Below are 22,984 nucleotides of genomic sequence, written 5' to 3'. Positions count from 1 at the left end.
ACGATGAAATAGTACCCCCGAACGGAGTTCCTTACGCGCCCGTCAGCCCAACGAGGCGCCGGACGGGTCCCGGAGTGCGGTGGTCACGTCGGAGTACATCCGCGACTTGATCGTGCCGAGCGTCGCGGCCGGCTTGCCCGCCAACGGACGCGCCAACTCCACCGCGGTCGCGAGTACCTTGCCCTCGTCGGCGACCGCGTCCACGATCCGGGCCGCGAGTGCGTCGGTGCCGCCGTAGCGCCGGGCCGTCGTCATCGCCTCGTGCACGGTCTGCTTGTCCAGCCGGGCCTGGATCAGCGCCGACATCCCGAACGTGAACGGGATCTGGATGTCGACCTCGGGCAGGCAGAAGAAGCCCCGGTCGGCGCGCATGACCCGGAAGTCGTGCGCCAGCGCCAGCATCGCACCGGCCGCGAAGCAGTGGCCCTGGATCGCGGCGACGTTCGGCACCGGCAACGTCAGCACCCGGGCGAACAGCGCCTGCACGTCGACGACGTACTCCGTCAGGCGGTCCGGGTTGGCGCCGAGCCAGTCCAGGTCCAGCCCGTTGGACCAGAACTTGCCGGTGGCCGACGTGACCAGCGCGCGCGGTCCGTCGGCTGCCTCCACCTCGTCGAGCGCGGCGTTCACCGCGGCCAGCCAGTCGGGGTGGAAGCGGTTCTCGTCGGTGCCGAGGTCGAGGACGAAGACCTCGCCGTCGCGGTCGAGTGTGGGCATCTCTATCGTCCTTCGAACTTGGGCGCGCGGCGCTGCAGGAACGCGGTCATCGCCTCGGTCAGGTCGTGCGACGGCAGGAACGCGGCGTTCCACGTCGTGACGTACCGCTGGGCGGCGGCGACGCGCTCGGCGCGGTTGACGTCGAGCACCTCCTTGACACCCTGCACGACCAGCGGCGGGTTGGCGGCCACCTCGTCGGCGAACGCGTGGGCGGCGGCCAGCGCCTCGTCGGGCGTCGGCAGCACGTCGTTCAGCAGCCCGACCCGCTCGGCCTTCGTCGCGTCGATGTCGCGGCCGGTGTACGCCAGCTCCCGCAGGTGCCCCTCGGAGAGGATCCCGGGGAGGCGGGCCAGGCTGCCCATGTCGGCGACGATCGCCATCCGCACCTCGCGGATGCTGAACTTCGCCTCGGCGCTGCCGTACCGGACGTCGCAGGCGGCCAGCAGGTCGATGCCGCCGCCGATGCACCAGCCGCTGATCGCGGCGGCCACCGGCTTCCGGCAGTCCGCCACGGCGTCCAGCGCGGTCTGCATCTCGCGGATCTCGTAGAGGAACCGCGTCCGGGCGCGTGCGAGGCCGCCGTCGTCGGCCAGCGTGGCGCCGGCTCCGCCGGCGAACGACGTCAGGTCCAGGCCGTAGGTGAAGTGTGGCCCGGAGCCGGTGACGACGATCGCGCGGACGCTCTCGTCGGCCCCCAGCGCGCGGAACAACTTCGGCGTCTCGGCCCAGAACGCCGGGCCCATCGCGTTGCCCTTGCCGGGCCCGAGCAGCGTCACTCGGACGACGCTGCCCTCCTCGCCGTGCCTGGTCGCGGCCAGTGCGGTCAGCGGCTCGTCGAATTCGTACGGTGTCGCCACGTCGGTGGGGCTGCTCATCCGTGCCTCCCGTGCGGTCTGCGGATCGGCCCATCATCCAGCAGGTGGGCGCTGTGGTCCCGGCTGGTACCAGCAGTGTGTCGACGGACACGGCAACGGGCCCCGCAGAAACTGCGGGGCCCGTGCGGTCAGGTCAGTGAGTCAGTGAGTCAGTGAGCGGGGTGCGGAGTGCGGTTGAAGTCCTCCGCGGCGCGACGCAGGTCGCGCGAGGCGTGCCGGCGCTGAGCCCAGTCGTTCAGCGGCGAACGCGCGGCCCACGCGCCGAGCGCGAGCAGCACCACGGCGCCGACCGCGAGAACGCCGACGTAAACGATGGCGGCGGTGGCAAGACCCTGGTCGATCATGGGAGATCCCTCCGGTCCTTCCCGGTCGGAAGCCTTCTACGTCTGTAGAAGATCTCTACACCTGTAGAAGGTACCTCGGGTCGGCGACGGCATCTACAGCTGTAGAAGTTGCGCCGATCACACCAGCGCTGAGTACGGTGTCGAGATGGTCAGAGCGTCCACCGGTAACCGTCGAGCGGACATCCTGGACGCGGCGATCGACCTGGTCGCCGGTGCCGGGCTCCGCGGGTTGACGCACCGCGCGGTGGACGCCGCCGTCGGCCTCTCCGAGGGCTCGACCTCGGCGTACTTCCGCACGCGGGCCGCGTTGCTGAACGCGGTCGTGGCCCGGCTGGACGAGCGGATCGGCGCCGACGTCGACGAGCTCGCCGCGGAGACCGCCCAGCACCCGGGCGACCCGGTGCACGCGGTCGCGCACACGATGAAGCTGCTCGACCGCTGGCTCTCCGATCCGGCGCCGCTGGCCGCGCGGCTGGAGCTCTCGCTGGAGTCGTCGCGCCGGCCGGAGCTGGGGGAGGCGATGACGGCCTGGCGGACGGCGTTCGACGCGCTGGTCGCGCGGATCATCTCCGACGTCGGGCTGGCCCGTGCGGGGGAGCGGGCCTCGCTGGTGACGGCCTGCCTCGACGGGCTGCTGTTCCGCGCGCTGACCGGAGCGTCGGTCGACGAGGACGGAGGCGTCCCGATGCTCGACCCCGATACCAGGGCCGACGTCGTCGAGCAGGCCCGGTTCCTGCTCACGTCGCTGCTGGTGAGCGCCCATCTCCTGGACACCACCGAAGGCCCGCTGCCGGGGAACCTGCCCCGCCCGGGTGGCGTCTGCTGAGGGCCTGCCCCTGACAGATGTCATGGCCGGATGGTGACGCTCCATCCGGGAGCCGGCGCCCACGCGACGGGATCGTCAACGGCATGGAGAACACAACGCGGACGCGGGCCGGGGTCGCCACGGCCGCCGTCCGGCTCACCGGCCTCACCAAGCGGTTCGGATCGGTCACCGCCGTGGACGGCCTCTCGCTGACGATCGAGCCCGGTGAAGTGGTCGCGTTCCTCGGTCCGAACGGGGCGGGCAAGACCACGACCGTCGACATGATGCTGGGCCTCGCCCGCCCGGACGCCGGCGCGGTCGAGGTCTACGGCGAGTCGCCGGTCGACGCGGTCGCGCACGGCCGGATCGCCGCCGTGATGCAGACCGGCGGCCTGCTGAAGGACCTCACGGTCGCCGAGACCGTGCGGATGACCGCCTCGCTGTTCGGCCGGTCGCGCCCGGTCGACGAGGTGCTGCGGCGGGCCGGGATCGCGGACATCGCCGACCGGCGGGTCGGCAAGTGCTCCGGCGGCCAGCAGCAGCGGCTCCGGTTCGCGATGGCGCTGCTGCCCGACCCGGACCTGATGGTCCTGGACGAACCGACCACCGGCATGGACGTCGAAGGGCGCCGCGAGTTCTGGGGCGCGATCCGCGAGGACGCCGCCCGCGGCCGCACGATCCTGTTCGCCACCCACTACCTCGACGAGGCGGACGCCTACGCCGACCGGATCGTGCTGGTTCGGCACGGGCGCGTGGTCGCCGACGGCACCGCCGCCGAGATCAAGGGCCTGGCCACCGGCCGTACCGTGCGCGCCACGCTGCCGGGCGCCGACCCGGTCTTACTCGCCGCGCTGCCCGGCGTCGACCAGGTCGAGGTGCGCGGGGATTCGGTGCTGGTGCACGCGTCCGATTCGGACGCGGTGGCCCGCTACCTGCTGACGACCACCGGCGCACGGGACCTGGAGATCACCTCGCGCAACCTCGAAGAGGCCTTCATCGCTCTCACCACCGACTCGAAGGAGAACGACCGATGACCACCTACGTCGGTGAGCGCCGGACGCCGCGGCTGGGCGGCCTGAACGCGACCTACCTCGGCCTGGAGATCCGCCGGACCCTCCGCAACCGCCGGACGCTGTTCTTCATCCTGATCATGCCCCCGGTGTTCTTCCTGCTGTTCGGCCTGCCGCAGAAGGGCCAGTCGCTGGACAACGGCGAGCCGGTGACCGGCTACATCATGATCAGCCTCGCGGTGTACGGCGCGATGGTGGCGACGACCAGCGGCGGTGCGATGGTGGCGGTCGAGCGTGCGCTCGGCTGGAGCAGGCAACTGCGGCTGACCCCGCTGCGTCCGGTCGCCTACATCACGACGAAGGTGCTCAGCGCGATGACACTCGGGTTCGCCGCGGTCGTGGTGGAGTTCGTGGTCGGCGCTCTCGCCGGGGTGCGGATGCCCGCGCACATCTGGCTGCTCGCCGGGCTGGCGGCCTGGGTCGGCTCGCTGGTGTTCGCGGCGTTCGGGCTGTTCATCGGGTACCTGGTGCCTGCCGAGAACGTTATGCAGTTCCTCGGCCCGATCCTGGCGATCCTGGCGATGTTCGGCGGGCTGTTCGTGCCGCTGGAGGTCCTGCCGCACGCGTTCCAGGAGATCGCGAAGTGGACGCCGGTCTACGGCATCGGCACGATCGCGCGGAGCCCACTGACCGGAGACACCGTCACGATGGCCGAGGTTCTGAACGTGGTGGCCTGGACGCTGGTGTTCGGCCTCGGCGCCGCCCGCCTGTTCCGCCGCGACACCGCCCGCGTCTGACTCGCACGTTTCTCCGACCGACCCCGGCCACCGGCCGGGGTCGTCGGCGTATCACGGAGCGTGACTTCATCGGAGCCTCACAGGAAAAGATCAGCAACTGCTCAGCGGCGCGGCCGATCGTCGTAGGTGTTCAGCGGATGAGAGGACCCCCGATGACCGCCGTTGCAGCGCCCACGCTCCCCCCGTCGCTCCGCAAGCTCGGCCGCCACCGCGCACCGTCTCGCGGCCCGCGCCTGGCCGTCGCCGCCGCCCTCCTCGCCGGCGCCGCGACGTTCACGCTCGCGGCGTCCGGGGGAGTGACCACGCTCCCGGCCGAGTCGCCTGCCCTCAGCGCGGTGAGCCAGACCGTCACGACCGGTGTCACCGGTCCTCTCACCGGCCGGAGCGTCCGATGACCGTCGTCGACCTGCACCCCCGCGCCCACCGCGAGCTCACGGCCTGGGGCCTCCCGATCGAGATCGACGCACCGGCGGCGCTGCTGCCCGGCGCTCGCGCGCTGGTGGCGCGCCTCGAGCGGCTCTGGAACCCGGCCTTGCCCGGCAGCGACCTGCACCGCGCCTACTCGCTGCTCGGGACGATGGTGACGGTGGAGCCGGAGACCGCCGCGCTGGTCGAGCTCGCCGCGCGCGCCGCGTGGCGGCACCCGCACCCGCCGATGGCGCTGCACGACGTGATCGTGGACCTGCGCCGTAATCGGGTCGGGCTGCCCGACGACGAACTGCTCGACCTGCGGGCGATGGTGCCGGTGCTCACGGCCGCCCTGCTCGTCCGCTACCTGCGCGAGAACGGAGCGGAAACCGTGCACGTCCGGGTAGGGGACGCCGTCCGGGACATCGCGCCGCACGCCGCCTGACCACAGGAGATCAAAAACATACAGGCTTGACTGTATGCGCTTGGCACCGGAGACTCAGGACGCCTGAACCGAACGGTGTGAGGAAGGTGGCGAGTGGCGAGCCCTACCGAGACTCAGGTCGCCCGGCGGACGCAGGCGGACCGGAGTGCCGCCACCCGCGCGAGGCTTCTCGACGCCACGCTCGCCAGCCTCGTCGAGGACGGTTACGTCGGCACGACGACGACCGCGGTCGCCCAGCGGGCCGGGGTCAGCCGCGGTGCCCAGCTGCACCACTACGGCACCAAGGAGAAGCTCGTCGCCGCGGCGGTCGGGCACCTCGCCGAGCAGCGCGCCGCCGTCCTCCGCGCCGAGGTGGCGAAGCTCGCGAACGAGGAGAACAAGGTCCGCCGGACCCTCGACCTGCTCGCCGACCTGCTCTCCGGCCCGCTCTACGCGGCGACGATCGAGCTCTGGGTCGCCGCCCGCAGCGACCCGGCGCTCCGCGAACTGCTGATCCCGGTCGAGGCGCGGCTCGCGATCGACCTGCGCGAGATCTGCCGCGAAAACCTCACGTCCGACCCGCTGCTCCAGCAGATGACGCTCGACCTGCTGCTCGGCCGCGGGGTGAGCGGCCTGCTCACCGACTTCACCGCGAGCCAACGGTCCAGGGCGTTGGACGCCTGGGCGGAGATGCTCGCGACCCGGAACTCCCCTCCCACGAAGTAAAGGACGCGAGGATGCGCCGCACTCTTTACGAAGACGACCACGAGGCATTCCGCTCGACCGCCCGCACGTTCATGGCCAAAGAGGTCGTCCCGTTCCACGAGGAGTGGGAGTCCGAGGGTCTCGTCGACCGCCGGATCTGGACCGCGGCGGGCGCGCAGGGCCTCCTCGGCACCGACGTCCCGGAGGAGTACGGCGGCGGCGGCATCAAGGACTTCCGCTACAACGCGGTCCTCACCGAGGAGACGATCGCGGTCGGGGCGAGCGGCGTCGGCTTCTCGCTGCACAACGACGTCACCGCGCCGTACCTGACCGAACTCACCACCGACGAGCAGAAGCAGCGCTGGTTACCGGGCTTCTGCTCCGGCGAGATCATCACCGCGATCGCGATGACCGAGCCCGGCGCCGGCTCCGACCTGCAGGGCATCACCACGCACGCGAAGCGCGACGGGTCGGACTTCGTCCTCAACGGCTCGAAGACGTTCATCACCAACGGCATCCACGCGGATCTCGTCCTCGTCGTCGCTCGCACCGACCCGGACGCGAAGGCGGCCCAGGGCACCTCGCTGATCGCGGTGGAGCGGGGCATGCCCGGCTTCGAGCGCGGCCGCAACCTCGACAAGATCGGCATGAAGGCCCAGGACACGGCCGAGCTGTTCTTCGACGACGTGCGGATCCCGGCGTCCAACGTGGTCGGTGAGCTCAACCAGGGCTTCATCCATCTGATGACGATGCTGCCGCAGGAACGGCTCTCGATCGCGGTGGCCGCGGTCGCCGGTGCGCGCGCGGTCTTCGACCGCACGCTCGAATACGCGAAAGAACGAAAGGCATTCGGACGCCCGGTCGGCAGCTTCCAGCACAACCGGTTCGTCCTGGCCGAGATCGCCACCGAGCTGGAGTTCGCCGAGACGTACGTCGAGAAGGCGATTCTCGAGCACAACGCGGGCCGGTACACGGTCGTCGACGCCGCGATGGCCAAGTGGTGGACGACCGAGCTCCAGAAGCGCGTCGTCGACCGCTGCCTCCAGCTGCACGGCGGCTACGGCTACATGCGCGAATACCCGATCGCGCGGGCGTACACCGATACGCGAATCACCACGATCTACGGCGGAACGACCGAGATCATGAAGGAGATCGTCGGGCGTTCGCTCGGCGTGTAGACCCGGAGGGCGTCCAATGAGCACCGAAGCTTTTGTGTACGACGCGATCCGCACACCGCGCGGTCGCGGCAAGAAGACCGGGTCGCTGCACTCGGTGAAACCGGTATCGCTGGTCACCGGTCTGATCGACGCGGTCCGTGACCGCAACCCGAACCTCGACGCGAACGGCGTCGACGACCTCGTCCTGGGCGTCGTGAGCCCGATCGGCGAGCAGGGCGGTGACATCGCGAAGACCGCGGCGATCGCGTCCGGCCTGCCGGAGACGGTCGCGGGCGTCCAGCTCAACCGTTTCTGCGCCTCCGGGCTGGAAGCCGTGAACATCGCCGCGCAGAAGGTCCGCTCCGGCTGGGAGGACCTGGTGTTCGCCGGCGGCGTCGAGGCGATGTCCCGGGTGCCGATGGGGTCGGACGGCGGCGCCTGGGCGCAGGACCCGGAGACCGCGTACGACACCGGGTTCGTCCCGCAGGGCATCGGCGCGGACCTGATCGCCACGCTGCACGGCTGGAACCGCACCGACGTCGACGCCTACGCCGCCCGCTCGCAGCAGCGCGCCGCCAAGGCCTGGGCGAACGGGTACTTCGCGCGGTCGGTCGTGCCGGTCACGGACCTGAACGGCGACGTCGTCCTCGACCAGGACGAGCACGTGCGGCCGGACACCACGGTCGAGTCGCTGGGTGGGCTGCCCGCGTCGTTCGCGGCCATCGGTGACCAGGGTGGCTTCGACGCGGTCGCGCTGGACCGGTACCACTGGGTCGAGCGGATCGAGCACGTGCACACCGCGGGCAACTCGTCCGGCATCGTGGACGGTGCCGCGCTGGTCGTCATCGGCAACGAGGAGGCCGGGCGACGGCACGGTCTGACGCCCCGGGCGCGGATCCTGTCGACCGCCGTCTCCGGTGCGGACCCGCTGATCATGCTCACCGGCCCTGCGCCCGCGACCCGGAAAGCGCTGGCGAAGGCCGGCCTGACCGTGGACGACATCGACCTGGTCGAGATGAACGAGGCGTTCGCGGCGGTCGTGCTGCGGTTCATCGCCGACACCGGGTTCTCCGAGGACATCGTCAACGTCAACGGCGGCGCGATCGCGATGGGGCACCCGCTCGGTGCCACCGGCGCGATGCTGCTCGGCACCGTGATCGACGAGCTAGAACGCCGTGACCAGCGCTACGGCCTGGTGACTCTCTGCGTAGGAGGCGGAATGGGAATCGCAACGGTGGTGGAGCGACTGTGAGCCCGATTCGTTGGGACCGCGCCGAGGACGGCGTCGTCACGTTGACGTTGGACGCCCCTGACTCGTCGGCGAACACGATGGACGCCGCGTTCCAGGCCGCGCTCGGTGAGACCGTCGACCGGCTGGTCGCCGAGAAGGAGACGCTCAAGGGCGTCATCATCACCAGCGCGAAGAAGACGTTCTTCGCCGGCGGTGACCTCGACGAGCTGATCCAGGCGCGCCCGGAGAACCGGGAGCAGCTGCTGACCACGGTCACCGACATCAAGCGCCGGCTGCGGACGATCGAGACGCTCGGCGTGCCGGTGGCCGCCGCGATCAACGGTGCCGCGCTCGGCGGCGGCCTGGAGATCGCGCTGGCCGCTCACTACCGCGTCGCGCTGGACACGCCCGCCACGAAGCTGGGCTTTCCCGAGGTGACGCTGGGCCTGCTGCCCGGCGCCGGGGGCGTCGTCCGTTCGGTGCGGTTGCTCGGTCTGGTCAACGCGCTGACCCAGGTGCTGCTCCAGGGCCAGCAGCTGCGGGCCCCGGCCGCGCAGCAGCTCGGGCTGGTGCACGACGTCGTCAGCGACCCGGCCGAGCTGCTGGTCAAGGCTCGCGAGTGGATCGAGGCCAACCCGCAGGCCACCCAGCCCTACGACGCCAAGGGCTACAAGGTGCCGGGCGGCTCGCCGACGTCGCCCTCGCTGGCCGGGTTCCTGCCCGCGCTGCCCGCGAACCTTCGCAAGCAGCTCAAGGGCGCGCACCTGCCCGCGCCGCACCACATCCTCTGCGCCGCGGTCGAGGGCCTGCTGGTCGACGTCGACACCGCGTTCGTGATCGAGGGACGCTACTTCGCCGACCTGGCCACCGGTCAGACCTCGACGAACATGATCCAGGCGTTCTGGTTCGACCTGAACCGCATCAACGGTGGCGGCAGCCGCCCGGCGGACGTGCCTGCGTTCAAGCCCCGCAAGGTGGGGGTTCTCGGCGCCGGAATGATGGGCGCGGGCATCGCCTACGTCACCGCCAAGGCCGGTATCGACGTCGTCCTCAAGGACGTCTCGGTCGAGGCGGCCGAAAAGGGCAAGGCCTACTCGCAGAAGATCCTCGACAAGCAGGTCTCTCGCGGACGGAGCACGCCCGAGAAGCGGGACGCGCTTCTGGGCCGGATCCTCGCCACCGCGGACGCCGCCGACCTCGCCGGATGCGACTTCGTCATCGAGGCGGTGTTCGAGGACACCGCGCTGAAGCACAAGGTGCTCGCCGAGGCCGCGGCTGCGGCGCCGGACGCGTTGATCACGTCGAACACCTCGACGCTGCCGATCACCGATCTGCAGGCGGGCGCCGGGCTGCCCGACCTGGTCGGCGTCCATTTCTTCTCCCCGGTGGACAAGATGCCGCTGATCGAGCTGATCGTCGGCGCGAACACGTCGCCGGAAGCCGTCGCGAAGGCGTACGACTACACCCGGGCGATCGGCAAGACGCCGATCGTCGTCAAGGACAGTCGCGGGTTCTTCACCAGCCGGGTGTTCGGGACGATGGTCATGGAGGGTGCGGCGCTGGTGGCCGAGGGCCTGCCGCCGATGAGCATCGAGCGGGCCGCGCTGCAGGCCGGCTTCCCCGCCGGTCCGCTGACGTTGCTCGACGAGGTGACGCTGACCCTGCCGCTGAAGATCGAGGAGCAGGGCGGCGGCGCAGCGGCCCACCCGGGCATCGCCGTGCTCCGGACGCTGGTCAAGGAGCACGACCGCACCGGTAAGGCCGCGGGCAAGGGCTTCTTCGACTGGGAGCCGTCGAAGAAGGTGTGGCCGGGCCTCGCCGAGGTGTTCCCGCCGAACGTGGACGGGCTCGCCCCCGGGGCGGGCAACGACCCGATCCGCTTCAAGGACGCCCAGGACCGGCTGCTGTTCATCATGGCCGTCGAGACCGCGCGCTGCTTCGAGGAGGGCGTGCTCACGTCGGTCGAGGACGCGAACATCGGCTCGATCATGGGCATCGGCTTCCCGCCCGGCTTCGGCGGCGTGGCCCAGTTCGTCGATCAGTACGACGGCGGCGTCGCGGGCTTCGTGGCCCGCGCCGACGAGCTCGCCGACAAGTTCGGTGAGCGGTTCCGCCCGCCCGCGCTGCTGCGCGAGAAGGCGATCGAGGCCGGGTCCCTGCGCGAGGCGCTCGCCTAGGGGCCGGGTGGCGCCCTGACGGGCGCCACCCCCACGGACACGGAGGGCCGGGACGCTATGGGAGCTCCCGGCCCTCCGTTCGGCTCAGCGCGGGGCGCCCACGTTCATGGTGGAGTCGCTGATCAGTAGGGCGGGGTGGCGTCCGGGAGTCAGCCAGCGGGACAACGTCGGCCCGGTGGCGGAGACGGTCACGCGGCCCAGGCGGGCTCGGCCGTGCATGCCGACCCAGGCGCTCCTCGGCTCCCCGTCGAAGACCTGAAGCGTGCGAAGCCCACCCGCCATCGGGAACTGCGGCGTGGATGCACGGGCCTCCGCGGAGACCTTCCACCCGTCGCCGACCGCCGAGACCGCTGCGCCGCTCCACTCGAACGAGGCCAGCGTCTTCGGTAGCGCCCAGTTCGTCCGCCCGCCGTGCACCGACGTCAGCGAGTCCACCGCCATGAACGGGATGTGCATCGGCGGCACCGGCCACTTGCGGAGCAGCACCGGGCTCGCGAACACCTCCGAATACGGCCCGACCGGGGTCTCCCGGTACCGCACGAAGGCGCCGAGCGTCACCGGGATGACGCCGGACGCCGCCAGCTCGGGCGGCAGCACGGACCTGGCGTCCGGAGCCGCGCGGTGCCACCAGAACGCCGCGTCGATGCGGGTGCGCCAGGGCGCGGGCGCGGACGACGTCGGCAACTCGACGTCGGACGCCAGCAGCGACTCGGGCACGCTCGGGATCGCGGTCAAGATCATGCGCCCTCCCGGAGGCGGATGGTCGGGAACAGTAGCGCGCCAGGCGCCGATGCGGGCACCACCGGCGAACGAGGTGCGACCGGGGTGACCCGCTGGTACGCGGCGCCGAGCTCCGGGCGGAGGTCGGCATCGCCCTTGTTCGGCCAGTACGACGCGGCCCGCTCGGCCAGCGCGGTGATCGTCAGCGCCGGGTTGACCCCGAGGTTCGCCGACACCGTGGAGCCGTCCACCACCGAGAGCCCCGGGTAGCCGTGCACCCGGTGGTACGGGTCGATGACGCCGTCCTCGGCGGACACGCCCATGCCGCACCCCCCGATGAAGTGCGCGGTCATCGGGATGTTCGCCAGGTCGGCGAACGAACCGCCCGGGTCACCGTCCACGAGACGCGCGAGCCGCCGCACCACGTCGTGCCCCACCGGGATCCAGCGCGGCGGCGGTTCGCCCGGCCCCGGGCGGGTTCGCAGCCGCTGCCCGCCGAACAGCCCACGCTTGCCGGACACGACCAGCGAGTCGTCGTGCTCCTGCATGACGAGCGCGATCACGGTCCGCTCCGACCAGTGCCGCACCGAGAGGCTGCGCAGCAGCGCGCCCGGGTTCCGGGCGGCGACGCCGAGCGCGGAGAGCCACCGGGGCGCCCGTCCGTCACCGTCGACGAGCAGCGTCTGCAGCAGCCCGATCACGTTGCTGCCCGGCCCGTACCGGACCGGCTCGATGTGCGTGATGACGCTTTTGGTTCCGCTCAAGGGGGTGGGTGGGGGTGTAGGGACGTGGAAAGATCCGGTGATCGCGACGCCGCGGGTGTAGTCGGTCCGCCGATGACGGGACGTCGCGGCCAGCACCGCCTCGGAGTTCGTCCGGGTCTGCTCGCCCAGCCGGGGCGAGAGGTTCGGGAGCACGCGAGCGTCCCGCATCGCGTGCAGCAGCCGCTGGGTGCCGTACGTGCCGGCCGAGAGGACGACGTGGTCGGCGGTGAAAGTGCGGCGCCCGCTTCGTCGTCCACTCCGGACGGTTTCGACCACCCATCCCGACGAACCGGGACGGAGCGTCCGGACGGTCGTCAGCGGGTGCACCTCGGCACCGGCCTTCTCGGCCAGGTACAGGTAGTTCTTCGTCAGCGTGTTCTTCGCGCCGACCCGGCACCCGGTCATGCACGACCCGCACTCGGTACACGCCACCCGATCCGGCCCCGCACCGCCGAAGAACGGGTCTCCGCCGGTGGGCCCGAAGAACACCCCCACCGGCGTCGACCGCCAGGTGTCACCGGCTCCGATCTCGTCCGCGACCTGCCGCATGACGAGATCGGCCGGTGTCTCCGACGGATTGAGCGTGACGCCGAGCATGCGGCGCGCCTGGTCGTAGTGCGGCTCCAACTCGTCGGCCCAGTCGGTGATACCGGCCCACTGCGGGTCCTCGAAGAACTTCGCGGGCGGCTTGTACAGCGTGTTCGCGTAGTTCAGCGAACCACCGCCGACCCCCGCTCCCGCCATCACCAGGACGTCCGGCAGCAGGTGGATCCGCTGCAGCCCGTAACAGCCGATCTGCGGCGCCCAGAGGTACCGCCGCAGATCCCAGGACGTGCGGGGGAGCGTCGACTCGTCGAACCGCTGCCCCGCCTCCAGGACGCCGACCCGGTAGCCCTTCTCGGTCAGCCGGAGCGCGGTGACGCTGCCGCCGAAGCCGCTGCCCACCACCAGGACGTCATAGTGCATGCGCGGGCACCGCTTTCAGGTGGTAGCTGTCCACGTCCAGGCGTCGCGTGGCCTGCCGGTACCGCCAGGTGAACGTCGGCCACATCACGCTGTTCCGGCCGGTCCGGTCGAGGTACCAGCTCGCACACCCGCCCTTGTTCCAGACCGAGTGCCCGAGCCGACGCTGGACGTCGGTCACGTACGAGTCCTCGACGTCCGCGCGCACCTCCAGCGACGCGAGGTTCGCCCGGTCCAGCGTCCGCACGGCGTCCACGATGTACCGGGCCTGCGACTCCAGCATGTAGACGATCGAGCTGTGCCCGAGGTTGGTGTTCGGGCCGTACATCAGGAACATATTGGGGAAGCCGTGCACGGTCAGGCCCAGGTACGCACGCGGGCTCCCGTCCCAGCTCTCGGCGAGGGTTCGCCCGTCCTTGCCGCTGAGTAACCGTGCTACCGGCGGTTCGGTCGGGGTGAAGCCGGTGCCGAAGATCAGCACGTCGAGCTCGTGCTTCCGGCCGGTCGCGTCGATCAGGCCGTGCGGGGTGACCTCGGCGGCGGCCGACGTCACCAGCTCGACGTTCGGCCGCTGCAGCGCGGGGAACCAGTCGTCGGACAGCAGCGCCCGCTTGCAGCCGAGCTTGAACGGTGGCCGCAGCTTGGCCCGCAGTTCCGGATCGGGCACCTGCTTGCGCAGGTGCGACTCGGCGATGACCTGCATCGCCGGCAGTAACTGCGGGTAGTGGGCCATGCCGATCACGTAGCCCTCGCGGTAGAGGTACGCCGCGCCGCGGGAGATCTTCTGGGTGACCGGCCAGCGCCGGTACAGCGCACGCTCGGAAGCCAGGTAGGGACGGTCACCGCGCGGTATCACCCAGCCCGGCGTCCGCTGGAAGACCGTCAGGTGGCTGACCGAGGGCGCGATCGCGGGCACGAACTGGACCGCGGACGCCCCGGTGCCCACCACCCCGACACGCTTACCGGCCAGCGAGACCGAGTGGTTCCAGCGCGCGGAGTGGAACGCGTCGCCGGTGAACGAGTCCATGCCCGGTAAGTCGGGCAGGCGTGGTGCGGAGAGCGCACCGGTCGCGGCGACCAGCACCTGTGCCCGGACGACGCCCCGCGACGTCTCGACCACCCACCGAGCGCTCGCGGCGTCCCAGGCGGCGCCGATGAGCTCGCACCCGAATCGAACGTGCTCGAGCAGCCCGGTCTGGCGCGTGATGCGGATCAGGTAGTCCAGGATCTCCGGCTGGCGTCCGTACGACCGCGTCCAGTCGGGGTTCGCGGCGAACGAGAACGAGTACAGCACCGACTGGACGTCGCAGGCGCACTCCGGATACGTGTTGTCGCGCCAGGTGCCGCCGACCTGGTCGGCGCGCTCGATCAGTAAGAGGTCGTCGGGGGAGCGGTAGCCGGCCGCACGGAGTTGCGCGGCGGCGGCCAGGCCGCCGAATCCGGCGCCGACCACCAGGACTCGTACCTCGGTGGGGAGATCCTCGGACACGCGTTCACCTCCGGCGCTGGCTGTGATTCGCAAAGAAAGATGCAGTCTTGACCGTATGTATCTTGGGGCCACTTCCTGCCGGTGTCTAGTGGTCAGGTGAACGAGCATTAAGGCGTTCGGACCGGCGCTACCGTGGCAGCCGTGACCAGCGCTGCTACCCCCGCACCACCACTCAGCGGGTCGCACGGACATCGTCCGCGGATCGCCCGGTTCGGCTGGCTCTTCGGCGGCGTCTGGCTGTTCTTCCTGATCGAACCGGCGCAGACGGCACTGGCCCACGAAAGCCTCGCCCTGCGGGTGTACGGCGTCGTCACGCTGCTCGCGTTCTCGGCCTGGTACCTGCTGATCTTCACGTTCGTCCGGAGCACCAGCTTCCGGCTGTGGGAGGACGAGGTCCGCCGCGGGTGGATCGCGATCGGCGTCCTGCTGGCCCTGGCGGCGCTGACCGTGCCCGCCTGCCGTGGCGAGTCGCTGGCGACGCTGGTTTACATCGCCGCGGCGGCGATGATGGTGCTTCCGGCGCGGCACGCGTTCACGCTGACCGGGGTGTTCGTCGTGGTGGTCCTCGTACTCGACGCGTTCCCGGAGACCGAGTCCGGGGCCAGCTTGGTGTTCAGCATGATCGTGGCCGCGCTGGCGGTGTGGGGCATCCGGCAGATGATCGCCCGGAACATCGAACTGCTCGCCGCGCAGCAGACGATCGCCCAGCTCGCGGTCGCCGAGGAACGCGCCCGCACGGCCCGCGACCTGCACGACATCCTCGGCCACTCGCTGACCGTGATCACGGTGAAGGCCGAGCTCGCCGGACGGTTGATCACCGTCGATCCGGAGCGAGCCGGACGCGAGGTCGCCGACCTGGAGCGGCTCTCCCGGGAGGCGCTCGCCGACGTCCGCCGGACGGTCAGTGGCTACCGGCCGGTCACGCTCGCCGGGGAGCTGGCCGGTGCCCGCGCCGCGCTGGACGCCGCGGATATCGACGCCGAGCTGCCGACCGCACTCGACGAGGTGCCGGGGGAGCGGCGTGAGCTGTTCGGCTGGGTGGTGCGGGAGGGCGTCACGAACGTCGTCCGGCACGCGGCGGCCCGGCGCTGCGTCGTCACGGTCACCAGGGACCGCGTCGAGGTGGCCGACGACGGCCGCGGGCCGACCGACGAGGGCATGGGCAACGGCCTGACCGGCCTGCGGGAACGGGTCGAGGCCGCTGGTGGTGCGCTCACGGTCGGACGCTCGCCCCTGGGTGGATTCCTACTTCGTGTGACGCTGACTGGAGTCAAATGACCGTGCGCCTGTTGCTGGCCGACGATCAGGCGCTGGTGCGAGGAGCGCTGGCGGCGCTGCTGGACCTGGAGCCGGACCTCACGGTCGTCGCCGAGGTCGGGCGGGGCGACGAGGTGGTCGACGCCGCCCGGAACGCTCACCCCGACGTCGCGCTGCTCGACGTCGAGATGCCGGGGCTGGACGGGATCGCGGCCGCCAAGGCACTGCGGGACGCGGTGCCGACCTGCAAGGTCCTGATCGTCACGACGTTCGGGAGGCCCGGCTACCTCCGCCGGGCGATGGAGGCCGGTGCCAGCGGCTTCGTCGTCAAGGACACCCCGGCGAAGCAGCTGGCCGACGCGGTTCGCCGAGTGCACGCCGGCCTCCGGGTCGTCGACCCGATGCTCGCGGCCGAGACGCTCGCCACCGGCGCGAGCCCGCTCACCGATCGGGAGACCGATGTGTTGCGCGCGGCCCGCGCCGGCGGCACGGTCGCCAACCTGGCGAAGGAACTGCACCTCTCGGAGGGAACGGTCCGTAATCACCTGTCCGCCGCGATCGGCAAGACCGGCGCGCGAACCCGCGCTGAGGCGGTCCGTCTCGCGGACGAGAACGGCTGGCTCCTGCGGTAACTACTCGGTCGCGATCGCGCGGAGGACGTCGAGGCGGGCGGCCTGGCGAGTGGGTCGTGCCCCGGCGAGCAGGCCCGCGAGCGCGCCGCCGACGACGATCACCGCCAGTGGAACGGCCGGCACCGAGAACCCCGATCCGGCCTCCCGCACCAGGGCCCACCCGAGCGCCGTGCCCAGCGCGGCACCCAGCACGGTGCCGAACAGCGCGATCAGCACCGACTCCCACCGCACCAGCGACCGCACCTGCCGCCGGGTGGCGCCGACCGCCCGGAGCAGCCCCAGTTCCCTGGTCCGCTCGTGGACGCCCAGCGAGAGCGTGTTCGCGATGCCCAGGAGTGCGGTGATCACTGCGATAGCGAGCAGTACGTAGACCAGGTTGAGCAGCTGATCGATCGCGGCGGCACCGGCGCCGGCCAGCTCCTCGGCGTCGGACACCGTCGGGTTGCCGAACGGGCGGACCGCGTCCTCGATCGCCGAGCGTCCGTCGGCGGCGGAGACGCCGTCGGCCAGCCCTACGTATACCGCCGACGCCAACTGCTGCGACGCGTGCGGCGCCCACTCCGCCGCAGTGATCAACACCGGCCCGACCAGCGGGTTCTCGGCGTACACGGTGGCCACCTCCACGGTCGCGGTGGCGCCGTCCGGGTACCGCACCGACAGCTTCTGCCCGAGCGACCAGTCCGAGTCCGCGGCGACGGCGATCTGCCCCGGACGCAATGCGCCGACGTCCGCGCCCTCGACGTCCGCAAAGGACAGTAGGCGCACCAGCGACGGCGGGTCAGCGACGCTGACCGTCGTACCCTCGCCACCCACCAGCGCCTGCCCGCCGCCGACCGCGGCCACCGCCGACACTTCGGGCAGCTCGGCGAGCGCGGGCGCGATCTCCGCCGAGAGCGACCCGTTGCCGAACCGGGCGCCGCTGTCCACCGCGAAGTCGCCGGTGAACGTCTTCTCCACGTCCGAACGCGACGCCGCCCCGAGCGAGCCCGCCGCCACCGTGAACAGCGTGACGACACCGACGCCGATCAGCAGGGCAGCCGCGGCACCGGCGGTGCGGCGCGGATTGCGGCGGGCGTTCCGCCGGGCCAGCCGGGCCGTGACCCCGCGCAGCGGTATCGCGGCGAGCGGCCCGACCAGCAGCGGAGCCAGCGCGATCACGCCGGCCACCACCAGCACGGCGCCGATCCCGACCACGGCCACCGCGGTACCGGCGCCGACGGCGACGACACCGGCGAGTGCCAGCGCCGCACCGAGAGCCACCCGCACCCGGGACGCTTCCGACCGTTCCGCCGCCGCCTCGCGCAGCGCCTCGACCGGTGCCACCCGGGACGCCCGGATCGCGGGCGCCAGCGCCGCGACCACCGTCGCCAGCACGCCGATCGGGACGCAGATCGCGATCGTGGAGAGCGGGAAGACCAGGCCCTCCACCGGCGCGTCGAACCCGAGCGCGCCGAACACCCCCTTGAGCAGCCCGGCCAAACCGTACCCGGCCGCAACACCAGCGCCGGACGCCACCGCCCCCAGCACCAGCGCCTCGAGCAACACCGCACCCAGCACCTGCCTCCGCACCGCGCCGACCGCACGCAACAGCGCGGTCTCCCGGGTCCGCTGCGCCACCAGGATCGCGAACGTGTTGTGGATGCTCAGCACCGCCACCAGCAGCGCCACCCCGGCGAACGCGCCGAGCAGCGCCCGCAGCACGGTGAGGAACCCCTCGTTGATCGCCTCGGTCGTCTCGTCGGTGGCCGCGTCCCCGGTGACCGCCTGGACGCCCGGTGGCAGCACGGCGGCGACCCGCTCGGCCAGCGCTTCCCGCGACACACCGTCCTCCGCGCGAACCTGGATGCTGGACAGCTGATCGCGCCCGCCGGCCAGGTGCGCGGTGGCGTCGGCGGGCGTGAGCCCCACGTACGACGTCCCACCGAACGCGTCCGCCTCGCCGAACGTCACGACGCCGACCACGCGCACCGGCTTCGGGGCCGGGGTCAGCAGCGTGGTCCGGTCGCCGACCCGCAGCCCACCGTCCTCCGCGGTTGCCCGGTTGACGACTACGTCCCCGGTGACCGTCGGCGCCCGGCCCTCCACCACCCGGTACGGGTTGAGTTCCGGGTCGGCCACCCAGCTCCCGGCCAGTCGTGGACCGTTCACCGCGATCGCGGTGCCGTCCCGGCCCAGCAACTGCCCGAACCCGTCGACGACCGGCGCGGCCACCGCGACGCCCGGCACGTCTCGCACGGTCTCCACCAGCGACGAGTCGATCGGCGTGCGGGACGCGTTCGGGGTGTCGGCCAGCACGGTTTCGCTTCGGACCACGACGTCCACCCCGGCGTTGGCCTCGGTGAAGAAGCCGTCGATCGCGCTGGTCATCGTCGCGGTCAGGGTCAGGGTCGCGGCCAGGAACGCGACGCCGAGCAGCACCGCGATGAATGTCCCGGCCAGCCGGCGGCGACGGGCCCGCAGCCCGGAGAGCAGGAGCCGCCTCATGACCGGAGCCCCGACGTAGCGCGTTCCTCGACCACCCGGCCGTCGGCGAGCCGCACCACCGCATCCGCGTACTCGGCGGCGATCGGGTCGTGCGTCACCATCACGATCGTCTGCCGGAACTCGTCGACCGCGTGCCGCAGGAAGCCGAGCAGCTCGGCGCCCGCGGCCGAGTCCAGGTTTCCGGTCGGCTCGTCCGCGAAGATCACGTCCGGCCGGGTCGCCAGCGCGCGTGCCACCGCGACCCGCTGTTGCTGGCCGCCGGAGAGCTCGGAGGGCCGGTGCCCGAGCCGGTTTCCGAGCCCGACCGTGGCCGTGACCAGGTCGATCCAGTCCTGATCGGGCGTGATGCCTGCGAGCGCGAGCGGCAGCGTGATGTTCTCCGCGGCCGTCAGCGTCGGTAGCAGGTTGAACGACTGGAAGACGAAGCCCACGCGCTCGCGCCGCAGTTTGGTCAGCGCGGTGTCCGACAGCGTGGAGAGGTCGGTCTCGCCGAGGTAGGTGCGGCCGGACGTGAGCGGGTCGAGCCCGGCCGCGCAGTGCATCAGCGTCGACTTACCGGACCCGGACGGGCCCATGATCGCGGTGAACTGCCCGCTGGGGAACGTGACCGTCACGTCGTCCAGCGCGGTCACGGCGGTCTCGCCGCGACCGTAGATCTTGCGGGCCCGTTCGGTGCGGGCCGCTGCGTCGGTGGTCATCTCGGATTCCCTCTCATTCGGTAACCCGCTCAGGCTGGCTGCGTGACCCCGCCGCGGTCGTCCGCGTGTGCGCGGGGTTGCGCCTACGTCAGCTGACGTACGCGGGGCCACCGGGTACGTCAGGGCGGGCAGCCGGAGACCGGTTGAGAGACGGACGCGTGCGGCGGCCGCGATACCGACGATGAGGACCATGAAACTCACTCCACGCTGGCGAAAGATCGCGCTGATCACCCACGTCGTGAGCTCGGTCGGTTGGCTGGGCGCAGACGCCGTCCTGCTGGTCCTGGGCATCGCCGGGCTCACCGGTGCCGCCGGCGGGCCGGACGTCGTCTACCCGGTCGCCGGGCTGATCGGTACGGTGCTGATCACGCCGTTGGCCGTCGCAGCGCTGGTGACCGGCATCGTCTGCGGCCTCGGAACGAAGTGGGGCCTGATCCGGTACTGGTGGGTGGCGGTGAAACTCGTGGTGACCGCAGCGATGGCGGGGCTGGTCGTGTTCGTCCTGAGCCCCGGCTTGCGCACCGCGGCCGACCTCGGCGCCGCCCTGCCGCGGGAAGAACAGCTCAACCTCGTCGTCGCGCCGTCGGTGGCCGGCTCGCTGTTGCTGTTCACGACCGTGCTGAGCGTCGTGAAGCCGTGGGACCGGACCGCGCGCGGCCGCCGCGCGCTCTCGGCCCGACGACAGGCACCGAGCCCGGCATGAACTGGCGCGCGACCCTGGCCGACGCCGTGCTCGCGACGGCGGTCGCCGCGCTGAGCGCGGCGACCGCCGTTCCGATCAGCAACTTCCAGTCGGACGCCACCCGCGTCGACGCCGTCGGGTACGCGCTGATGGTGGTGGCCTGCTCCGCGCTGGTTGTTCGGCGAATTCGCCCGATGTGGACGCTGGCCATCAGCACCGGGGCGGTCTCGGTCTACCTGCTCGCGGGCTACCCGTTCGGGCCGGTGCTGCTCTCGGTGGCGATCGGGGTCTACAGCGTCGTGCTGGCCCGCCCGGTGCGGCGGGCGGCCCTCGCCGCCGGCGCCGCCCTGGTCGTGCTGCTGACGCACGTGGTCTTCTCGGTGGGCACGGCGGAGGCCCTGGCCGGGCTGGTACCCGGCTCGGCCTGGATCGTCGTGCCGTTCGCGATCGGGACCGTGGTGCGGCTCAACCGCCAGGCGGTGGTGCGCGAACGGGCGGCCGAGGCCCGGCGCGCTGCCGACGACGAGCGGCTCCGGGTCGCGCAGGAGGTACACGACGTCGTCGGGCACGGTCTGGCCGCGATCACGATGCAGGCCGACATCGCGCTGCACCTGTTGCCGACGAAGCCGGAGCAGGCGGAGACTGCGCTCACCGCGATCAGCGAGACGAGCCGGGAGGCGCTGGAGGAACTGCGGGCCACGCTCGCGGTGCTCCGCGACAGCACCGAGCGGGCGCCCACCGCTGGGCTGGCCCGGCTGGACGCCCTGACCGAGCGGATCGCCGCCAGCGGAACCCCGGTCCGGACCGTCGTCAACGGCACCGCCCGCCCGCTGCCCCCGTCGGCCGACCTCGTCGCCTACCGCGTCGTCCAGGAGTCGCTGACGAACGTGCTCCGGCATGCCGGACCGGCCACCGCGACCGTCCGGGTCGACTACGGTGCGGACTCTGTGCTGATCGAGGTCACGGACACCGGTTCCGGCGGCGCCGGGCCGGTCGACGAAGGGCACGGGATCGCCGGGATGCGAGAGCGGGTGACGGCCGTGGGCGGATCGTTCGACGCCGGACCGGACACCCGCGGGTTCCGGGTCACCGCGAAGATCCCGACGCCGTGACGATCCGGGTGCTGCTCGCCGACGACCAGGCGCTGGTGCGCCTGGGCCTGCGTGCGCTGCTGGACAACGAACCGGACATCGAGGTGGTCGACGACGTCGCCGACGGGCTCGCCGCCGTCGCGGCCGCTGCCCGTACGCGTCCGGACGTCATCCTGATGGACGTCCGGATGCCGGGAATCGACGGCATCGAGGCCACCCGTCGGATCGTCGCGGCGCCGGAGACCGCAGGCACCCGGATCGTGGTGCTGACCACGTTCGAGATCGACGAGTACATCTTCGACGCGCTGCGGGTCGGCGCCTCCGGCTTCCTCCTCAAGGACACCCGGCCGGCCGAGCTGCTGGACGCGATCCGCCAGGTCGTCGCCGGCGGGGCGCTACTGTCACCGTCGGTGACTCGCCGGGTCGTGAAGACGTTCGTCGACCGGCCCAGCCGGACGTCCCGCCCGCATCCGCGCTGGACCAGCCTCACCGACCGGGAGCAGGAGATCGCCGAGCTGGTGGCCGAGGGCCTGTCCAACGACGAGATCGCCGACCGGCTGGTGATCAGCCCGGCCACGGTCCGGACCCACGTCGGGCGGGCCATGGTGAAGCTCGGCGCCCGCGACCGCGCCCAGCTGGTCGTTTTCGCCTACCAGTCCGGCGCGGGCACCTAGGCCCCGAGGGAACTGATTTCCGGGTTGCCCAGGACGTGGGTGTCGCGCTTCTCGCGGGTCACGGCGAGCATCGCTCGGCCGACCCTCTCCGTCGTCGTGGCGTACTTCGGAAAGAATCGGGTCATGAGCAGCGTCAGCGGCCGGAGGACCCGGTACATCGAGCGGTAGACCGGGCTGCTCGGGCCCTCGCCGTGCATCGGCTGGATGAAGCCCGGCCGGAACATGTACGCGTCCAGCGGTAGCGCCAGTAGGTCGTTCTCGGTCTTGCCCTTCACCCTGGCCCACATCGACCGGCCCTGCTCGGTGCTGTCGGTGCCCTGCCCGGAGACGTAGACGAACGTCATGTCCGGGTTGCGCTCGGCGAGCAGCCGGGCCACCGACATCGTCAGATCGTAGGTGACCCGCCGGTAGTCGGGCTCCGACATCCGGACCGACGAGACGCCGAGGCAGAAGAAACAGGCGTCGTACCCCCGAAACTCGTCCGCGACCGGCGTGAGGTCGGCCAAGTCGGGCTGCACGACCTCGCGCAGCTTCGGGTCCGATCGCCCGAGAGGCCGGCGCCCCACCGACAGCACCTCGGACACGTCCGGAGCGAGCAGGCACTCGCGAAGTACCCCCTGGCCGACCATCCCGGTTGCACCAAAAACGATCACCTTCATGCTAACCACCCATATTTGGCGAAAACGAACGGCGGGGGCGCCCTGTCGGGACGCCCCCGCCGTTCGGGGAGATCGGGTCTGCCGCGTCAGTCGCGGCCGGTTTGACGCCGCTGCGCGCGGACGCGGACCGGACGGGTCGCACGTCGCGCCTTGTCCGCTGCCCACGAGAGTGCGAGGGCGCCACCGGCAAGAGTCATCACGGCGATCGCGAAGGGTGCCAC

General features: G+C 71.6%; 23 protein-coding genes. 14 read left to right on the top strand and 9 right to left on the bottom strand.

The features are described from left to right. Window positions 1–42: 42 nt before the first annotated feature. From BUB75_RS07945 to BUB75_RS07935, 3 genes are all read right to left on the bottom strand, one after another. The gene (locus BUB75_RS07945; RefSeq protein WP_073253580.1) at window positions 43–717 is read right to left on the bottom strand and encodes an enoyl-CoA hydratase-related protein; all 675 of its coding nucleotides are present in this window, start codon (window positions 715–717) and stop codon (window positions 43–45) included. Between the two features lie 2 nt (window positions 718–719). Beyond that, window positions 720–1,592, bottom strand: coding sequence for a crotonase/enoyl-CoA hydratase family protein (locus BUB75_RS07940; protein ID WP_084740473.1), 873 nt, complete (start codon window positions 1,590–1,592; stop codon window positions 720–722). A gap of 149 nt (window positions 1,593–1,741) precedes the next feature. Then, window positions 1,742–1,936 carry a hypothetical protein gene (locus BUB75_RS07935; RefSeq protein WP_073253577.1) on the bottom strand — a complete coding sequence of 65 codons (195 nt, stop codon included), beginning with the start codon at window positions 1,934–1,936 and terminating at the stop codon, window positions 1,742–1,744. Between the two features lie 145 nt (window positions 1,937–2,081). Between BUB75_RS07935 and BUB75_RS07930 the strand changes: the two genes are divergently transcribed. The 9 genes from BUB75_RS07930 (at window position 2,082) to BUB75_RS07890 (ending at window position 10,650) form a co-directional block, all read left to right on the top strand. Next, the gene (locus BUB75_RS07930) at window positions 2,082–2,762 is read left to right on the top strand and encodes a TetR/AcrR family transcriptional regulator (protein WP_073253574.1); all 681 of its coding nucleotides are present in this window, start codon (window positions 2,082–2,084) and stop codon (window positions 2,760–2,762) included. Between the two features lie 83 nt (window positions 2,763–2,845). Next, window positions 2,846–3,775, top strand: a complete 930-nt coding sequence (locus tag BUB75_RS07925) for an ABC transporter ATP-binding protein (protein WP_073253571.1) — start codon at window positions 2,846–2,848, stop codon at window positions 3,773–3,775. After that, complete coding sequence (locus BUB75_RS07920) at window positions 3,772–4,548, top strand: ABC transporter permease (RefSeq protein ID WP_073253568.1); 777 nt, start codon at window positions 3,772–3,774, stop codon at window positions 4,546–4,548. Before BUB75_RS07925 ends, BUB75_RS07920 begins: the two co-directional genes overlap by 4 nt. A gap of 152 nt (window positions 4,549–4,700) precedes the next feature. After that, window positions 4,701–4,943 (top strand): hypothetical protein, encoded by a 243-nt coding sequence (locus BUB75_RS07915; protein ID WP_073253566.1) that lies wholly within the window; start codon window positions 4,701–4,703, stop codon window positions 4,941–4,943. After that, a complete protein-coding gene (locus tag BUB75_RS07910; RefSeq protein ID WP_073253563.1) occupies window positions 4,940–5,401 on the top strand; it encodes a hypothetical protein in 462 nt (153 codons plus the stop codon). Before BUB75_RS07915 ends, BUB75_RS07910 begins: the two co-directional genes overlap by 4 nt. A gap of 93 nt (window positions 5,402–5,494) precedes the next feature. After that, complete coding sequence (locus BUB75_RS07905; RefSeq protein WP_073253560.1) at window positions 5,495–6,106, top strand: TetR/AcrR family transcriptional regulator; 612 nt, start codon at window positions 5,495–5,497, stop codon at window positions 6,104–6,106. 11 nt (window positions 6,107–6,117) lie between these two features. Beyond that, the gene (locus BUB75_RS07900) at window positions 6,118–7,263 is read left to right on the top strand and encodes an acyl-CoA dehydrogenase family protein (RefSeq protein ID WP_073253557.1); all 1,146 of its coding nucleotides are present in this window, start codon (window positions 6,118–6,120) and stop codon (window positions 7,261–7,263) included. A 16-nt stretch (window positions 7,264–7,279) separates the two neighbouring features. Beyond that, entirely contained in the window at window positions 7,280–8,494 is a 1,215-nt protein-coding gene (locus BUB75_RS07895) for an acetyl-CoA C-acetyltransferase (RefSeq protein WP_073253554.1), read from the top strand. After that, window positions 8,491–10,650, top strand: coding sequence for a 3-hydroxyacyl-CoA dehydrogenase NAD-binding domain-containing protein (locus tag BUB75_RS07890; protein ID WP_073253551.1), 2,160 nt, complete (start codon window positions 8,491–8,493; stop codon window positions 10,648–10,650). The genes BUB75_RS07895 and BUB75_RS07890 overlap by 4 nt, the downstream gene beginning before the upstream one ends. Before the next feature lie 84 nt (window positions 10,651–10,734). Here BUB75_RS07890 and BUB75_RS07885 read toward each other — a convergent pair whose 3' ends face one another. Genes BUB75_RS07885 through BUB75_RS07875 form a run of 3 tightly spaced genes read right to left on the bottom strand, consistent with a single transcriptional unit; the run spans window position 10,735 to window position 14,586 of the window. Continuing rightward, window positions 10,735–11,391, bottom strand: a complete 657-nt coding sequence (locus tag BUB75_RS07885) for an acetoacetate decarboxylase family protein (RefSeq protein ID WP_084740469.1) — start codon at window positions 11,389–11,391, stop codon at window positions 10,735–10,737. Next, the gene (locus tag BUB75_RS07880) at window positions 11,388–13,100 is read right to left on the bottom strand and encodes a GMC oxidoreductase (RefSeq protein ID WP_073253548.1); all 1,713 of its coding nucleotides are present in this window, start codon (window positions 13,098–13,100) and stop codon (window positions 11,388–11,390) included. The genes BUB75_RS07885 and BUB75_RS07880 overlap by 4 nt, the downstream gene beginning before the upstream one ends. Then, complete coding sequence (locus BUB75_RS07875; protein ID WP_073253543.1) at window positions 13,090–14,586, bottom strand: flavin-containing monooxygenase; 1,497 nt, start codon at window positions 14,584–14,586, stop codon at window positions 13,090–13,092. Before BUB75_RS07875 ends, BUB75_RS07880 begins: the two co-directional genes overlap by 11 nt. Window positions 14,587–14,727: 141 nt before the next feature. Between BUB75_RS07875 and BUB75_RS07870 the strand changes: the two genes are divergently transcribed. Together BUB75_RS07870 and BUB75_RS07865 are read left to right on the top strand one after the other, a co-directional pair. After that, entirely contained in the window at window positions 14,728–15,864 is a 1,137-nt protein-coding gene (locus BUB75_RS07870; RefSeq protein WP_143175077.1) for a sensor histidine kinase, read from the top strand. Next, a complete protein-coding gene (locus BUB75_RS07865; RefSeq protein WP_073253538.1) occupies window positions 15,861–16,475 on the top strand; it encodes a response regulator transcription factor in 615 nt (204 codons plus the stop codon). Before BUB75_RS07870 ends, BUB75_RS07865 begins: the two co-directional genes overlap by 4 nt. Here the strand turns inward: BUB75_RS07865 and BUB75_RS07860 are convergent, their stop codons facing one another. Both BUB75_RS07860 and BUB75_RS07855 read right to left on the bottom strand, forming a co-directional pair. Further along, on the bottom strand, window positions 16,476–18,959 hold the full coding sequence (locus BUB75_RS07860) for an ABC transporter permease (protein WP_073253535.1): 2,484 nt from the start codon (window positions 18,957–18,959) through the stop codon (window positions 16,476–16,478). It lies immediately after the preceding gene. After that, entirely contained in the window at window positions 18,956–19,657 is a 702-nt protein-coding gene (locus tag BUB75_RS07855; protein WP_073253532.1) for an ABC transporter ATP-binding protein, read from the bottom strand. Before BUB75_RS07855 ends, BUB75_RS07860 begins: the two co-directional genes overlap by 4 nt. A gap of 190 nt (window positions 19,658–19,847) precedes the next feature. Here BUB75_RS07855 and BUB75_RS07850 point away from each other — a divergent pair, with 190 nt between their 5' ends. The 3 genes from BUB75_RS07850 to BUB75_RS07840 are packed head-to-tail and all read left to right on the top strand — an operon-like array spanning window position 19,848 to window position 22,104. Next, complete coding sequence (locus BUB75_RS07850; RefSeq protein WP_084740459.1) at window positions 19,848–20,360, top strand: hypothetical protein; 513 nt, start codon at window positions 19,848–19,850, stop codon at window positions 20,358–20,360. Further along, a complete protein-coding gene (locus BUB75_RS07845; RefSeq protein WP_073255115.1) occupies window positions 20,357–21,451 on the top strand; it encodes a sensor histidine kinase in 1,095 nt (364 codons plus the stop codon). Before BUB75_RS07850 ends, BUB75_RS07845 begins: the two co-directional genes overlap by 4 nt. Continuing rightward, complete coding sequence (locus tag BUB75_RS07840) at window positions 21,448–22,104, top strand: response regulator (protein WP_218617366.1); 657 nt, start codon at window positions 21,448–21,450, stop codon at window positions 22,102–22,104. Before BUB75_RS07845 ends, BUB75_RS07840 begins: the two co-directional genes overlap by 4 nt. Here the strand turns inward: BUB75_RS07840 and BUB75_RS07835 are convergent. Then, window positions 22,101–22,763, bottom strand: a complete 663-nt coding sequence (locus tag BUB75_RS07835; RefSeq protein WP_073253527.1) for an NAD-dependent epimerase/dehydratase family protein — start codon at window positions 22,761–22,763, stop codon at window positions 22,101–22,103. The genes BUB75_RS07840 and BUB75_RS07835 overlap by 4 nt on opposite strands. Between the last annotated feature and the right edge of the window lie 221 nt (window positions 22,764–22,984).

Origin of the sequence: Cryptosporangium aurantiacum, from assembly GCF_900143005.1 — a bacterium.
Lineage (GTDB): Bacteria > Actinomycetota > Actinomycetes > Mycobacteriales > Cryptosporangiaceae > Cryptosporangium > Cryptosporangium aurantiacum.
Note: the sequence above shows the minus strand (reverse complement) of the source record. Positions and strands in the feature narration are given on the sequence as shown.

Excerpts from the sequence above, each read along its gene's own strand:
- BUB75_RS07940 (WP_084740473.1), bottom strand. The coding sequence starts at position 1,592 with ATGAGCAGCCCCACCGACGTGGCGACACCGTACGAATTCGACGAGCCG.
- BUB75_RS07850 (WP_084740459.1), top strand. The coding sequence starts at position 19,848 with ATGAAACTCACTCCACGCTGGCGAAAGATCGCGCTGATCACCCACGTC.
- BUB75_RS07910 (WP_073253563.1), top strand. The coding sequence starts at position 4,940 with ATGACCGTCGTCGACCTGCACCCCCGCGCCCACCGCGAGCTCACGGCC.
- BUB75_RS07945 (WP_073253580.1), bottom strand. The coding sequence starts at position 717 with ATGCCCACACTCGACCGCGACGGCGAGGTCTTCGTCCTCGACCTCGGC.
- BUB75_RS07835 (WP_073253527.1), bottom strand. The coding sequence starts at position 22,763 with ATGAAGGTGATCGTTTTTGGTGCAACCGGGATGGTCGGCCAGGGGGTA.
- BUB75_RS07845 (WP_073255115.1), top strand. The coding sequence starts at position 20,357 with ATGAACTGGCGCGCGACCCTGGCCGACGCCGTGCTCGCGACGGCGGTC.
- BUB75_RS07915 (WP_073253566.1), top strand. The coding sequence starts at position 4,701 with ATGACCGCCGTTGCAGCGCCCACGCTCCCCCCGTCGCTCCGCAAGCTC.
- BUB75_RS07865 (WP_073253538.1), top strand. The coding sequence starts at position 15,861 with ATGACCGTGCGCCTGTTGCTGGCCGACGATCAGGCGCTGGTGCGAGGA.
- BUB75_RS07885 (WP_084740469.1), bottom strand. The coding sequence starts at position 11,391 with ATGATCTTGACCGCGATCCCGAGCGTGCCCGAGTCGCTGCTGGCGTCC.
- BUB75_RS07860 (WP_073253535.1), bottom strand. The coding sequence starts at position 18,959 with ATGAGGCGGCTCCTGCTCTCCGGGCTGCGGGCCCGTCGCCGCCGGCTG.
- BUB75_RS07925 (WP_073253571.1), top strand. The coding sequence starts at position 2,846 with ATGGAGAACACAACGCGGACGCGGGCCGGGGTCGCCACGGCCGCCGTC.
- BUB75_RS07855 (WP_073253532.1), bottom strand. The coding sequence starts at position 19,657 with ATGACCACCGACGCAGCGGCCCGCACCGAACGGGCCCGCAAGATCTAC.
- BUB75_RS07920 (WP_073253568.1), top strand. The coding sequence starts at position 3,772 with ATGACCACCTACGTCGGTGAGCGCCGGACGCCGCGGCTGGGCGGCCTG.
- BUB75_RS07930 (WP_073253574.1), top strand. The coding sequence starts at position 2,082 with ATGGTCAGAGCGTCCACCGGTAACCGTCGAGCGGACATCCTGGACGCG.
- BUB75_RS07880 (WP_073253548.1), bottom strand. The coding sequence starts at position 13,100 with ATGCACTATGACGTCCTGGTGGTGGGCAGCGGCTTCGGCGGCAGCGTC.
- BUB75_RS07895 (WP_073253554.1), top strand. The coding sequence starts at position 7,280 with ATGAGCACCGAAGCTTTTGTGTACGACGCGATCCGCACACCGCGCGGT.
- BUB75_RS07935 (WP_073253577.1), bottom strand. The coding sequence starts at position 1,936 with ATGATCGACCAGGGTCTTGCCACCGCCGCCATCGTTTACGTCGGCGTT.
- BUB75_RS07900 (WP_073253557.1), top strand. The coding sequence starts at position 6,118 with ATGCGCCGCACTCTTTACGAAGACGACCACGAGGCATTCCGCTCGACC.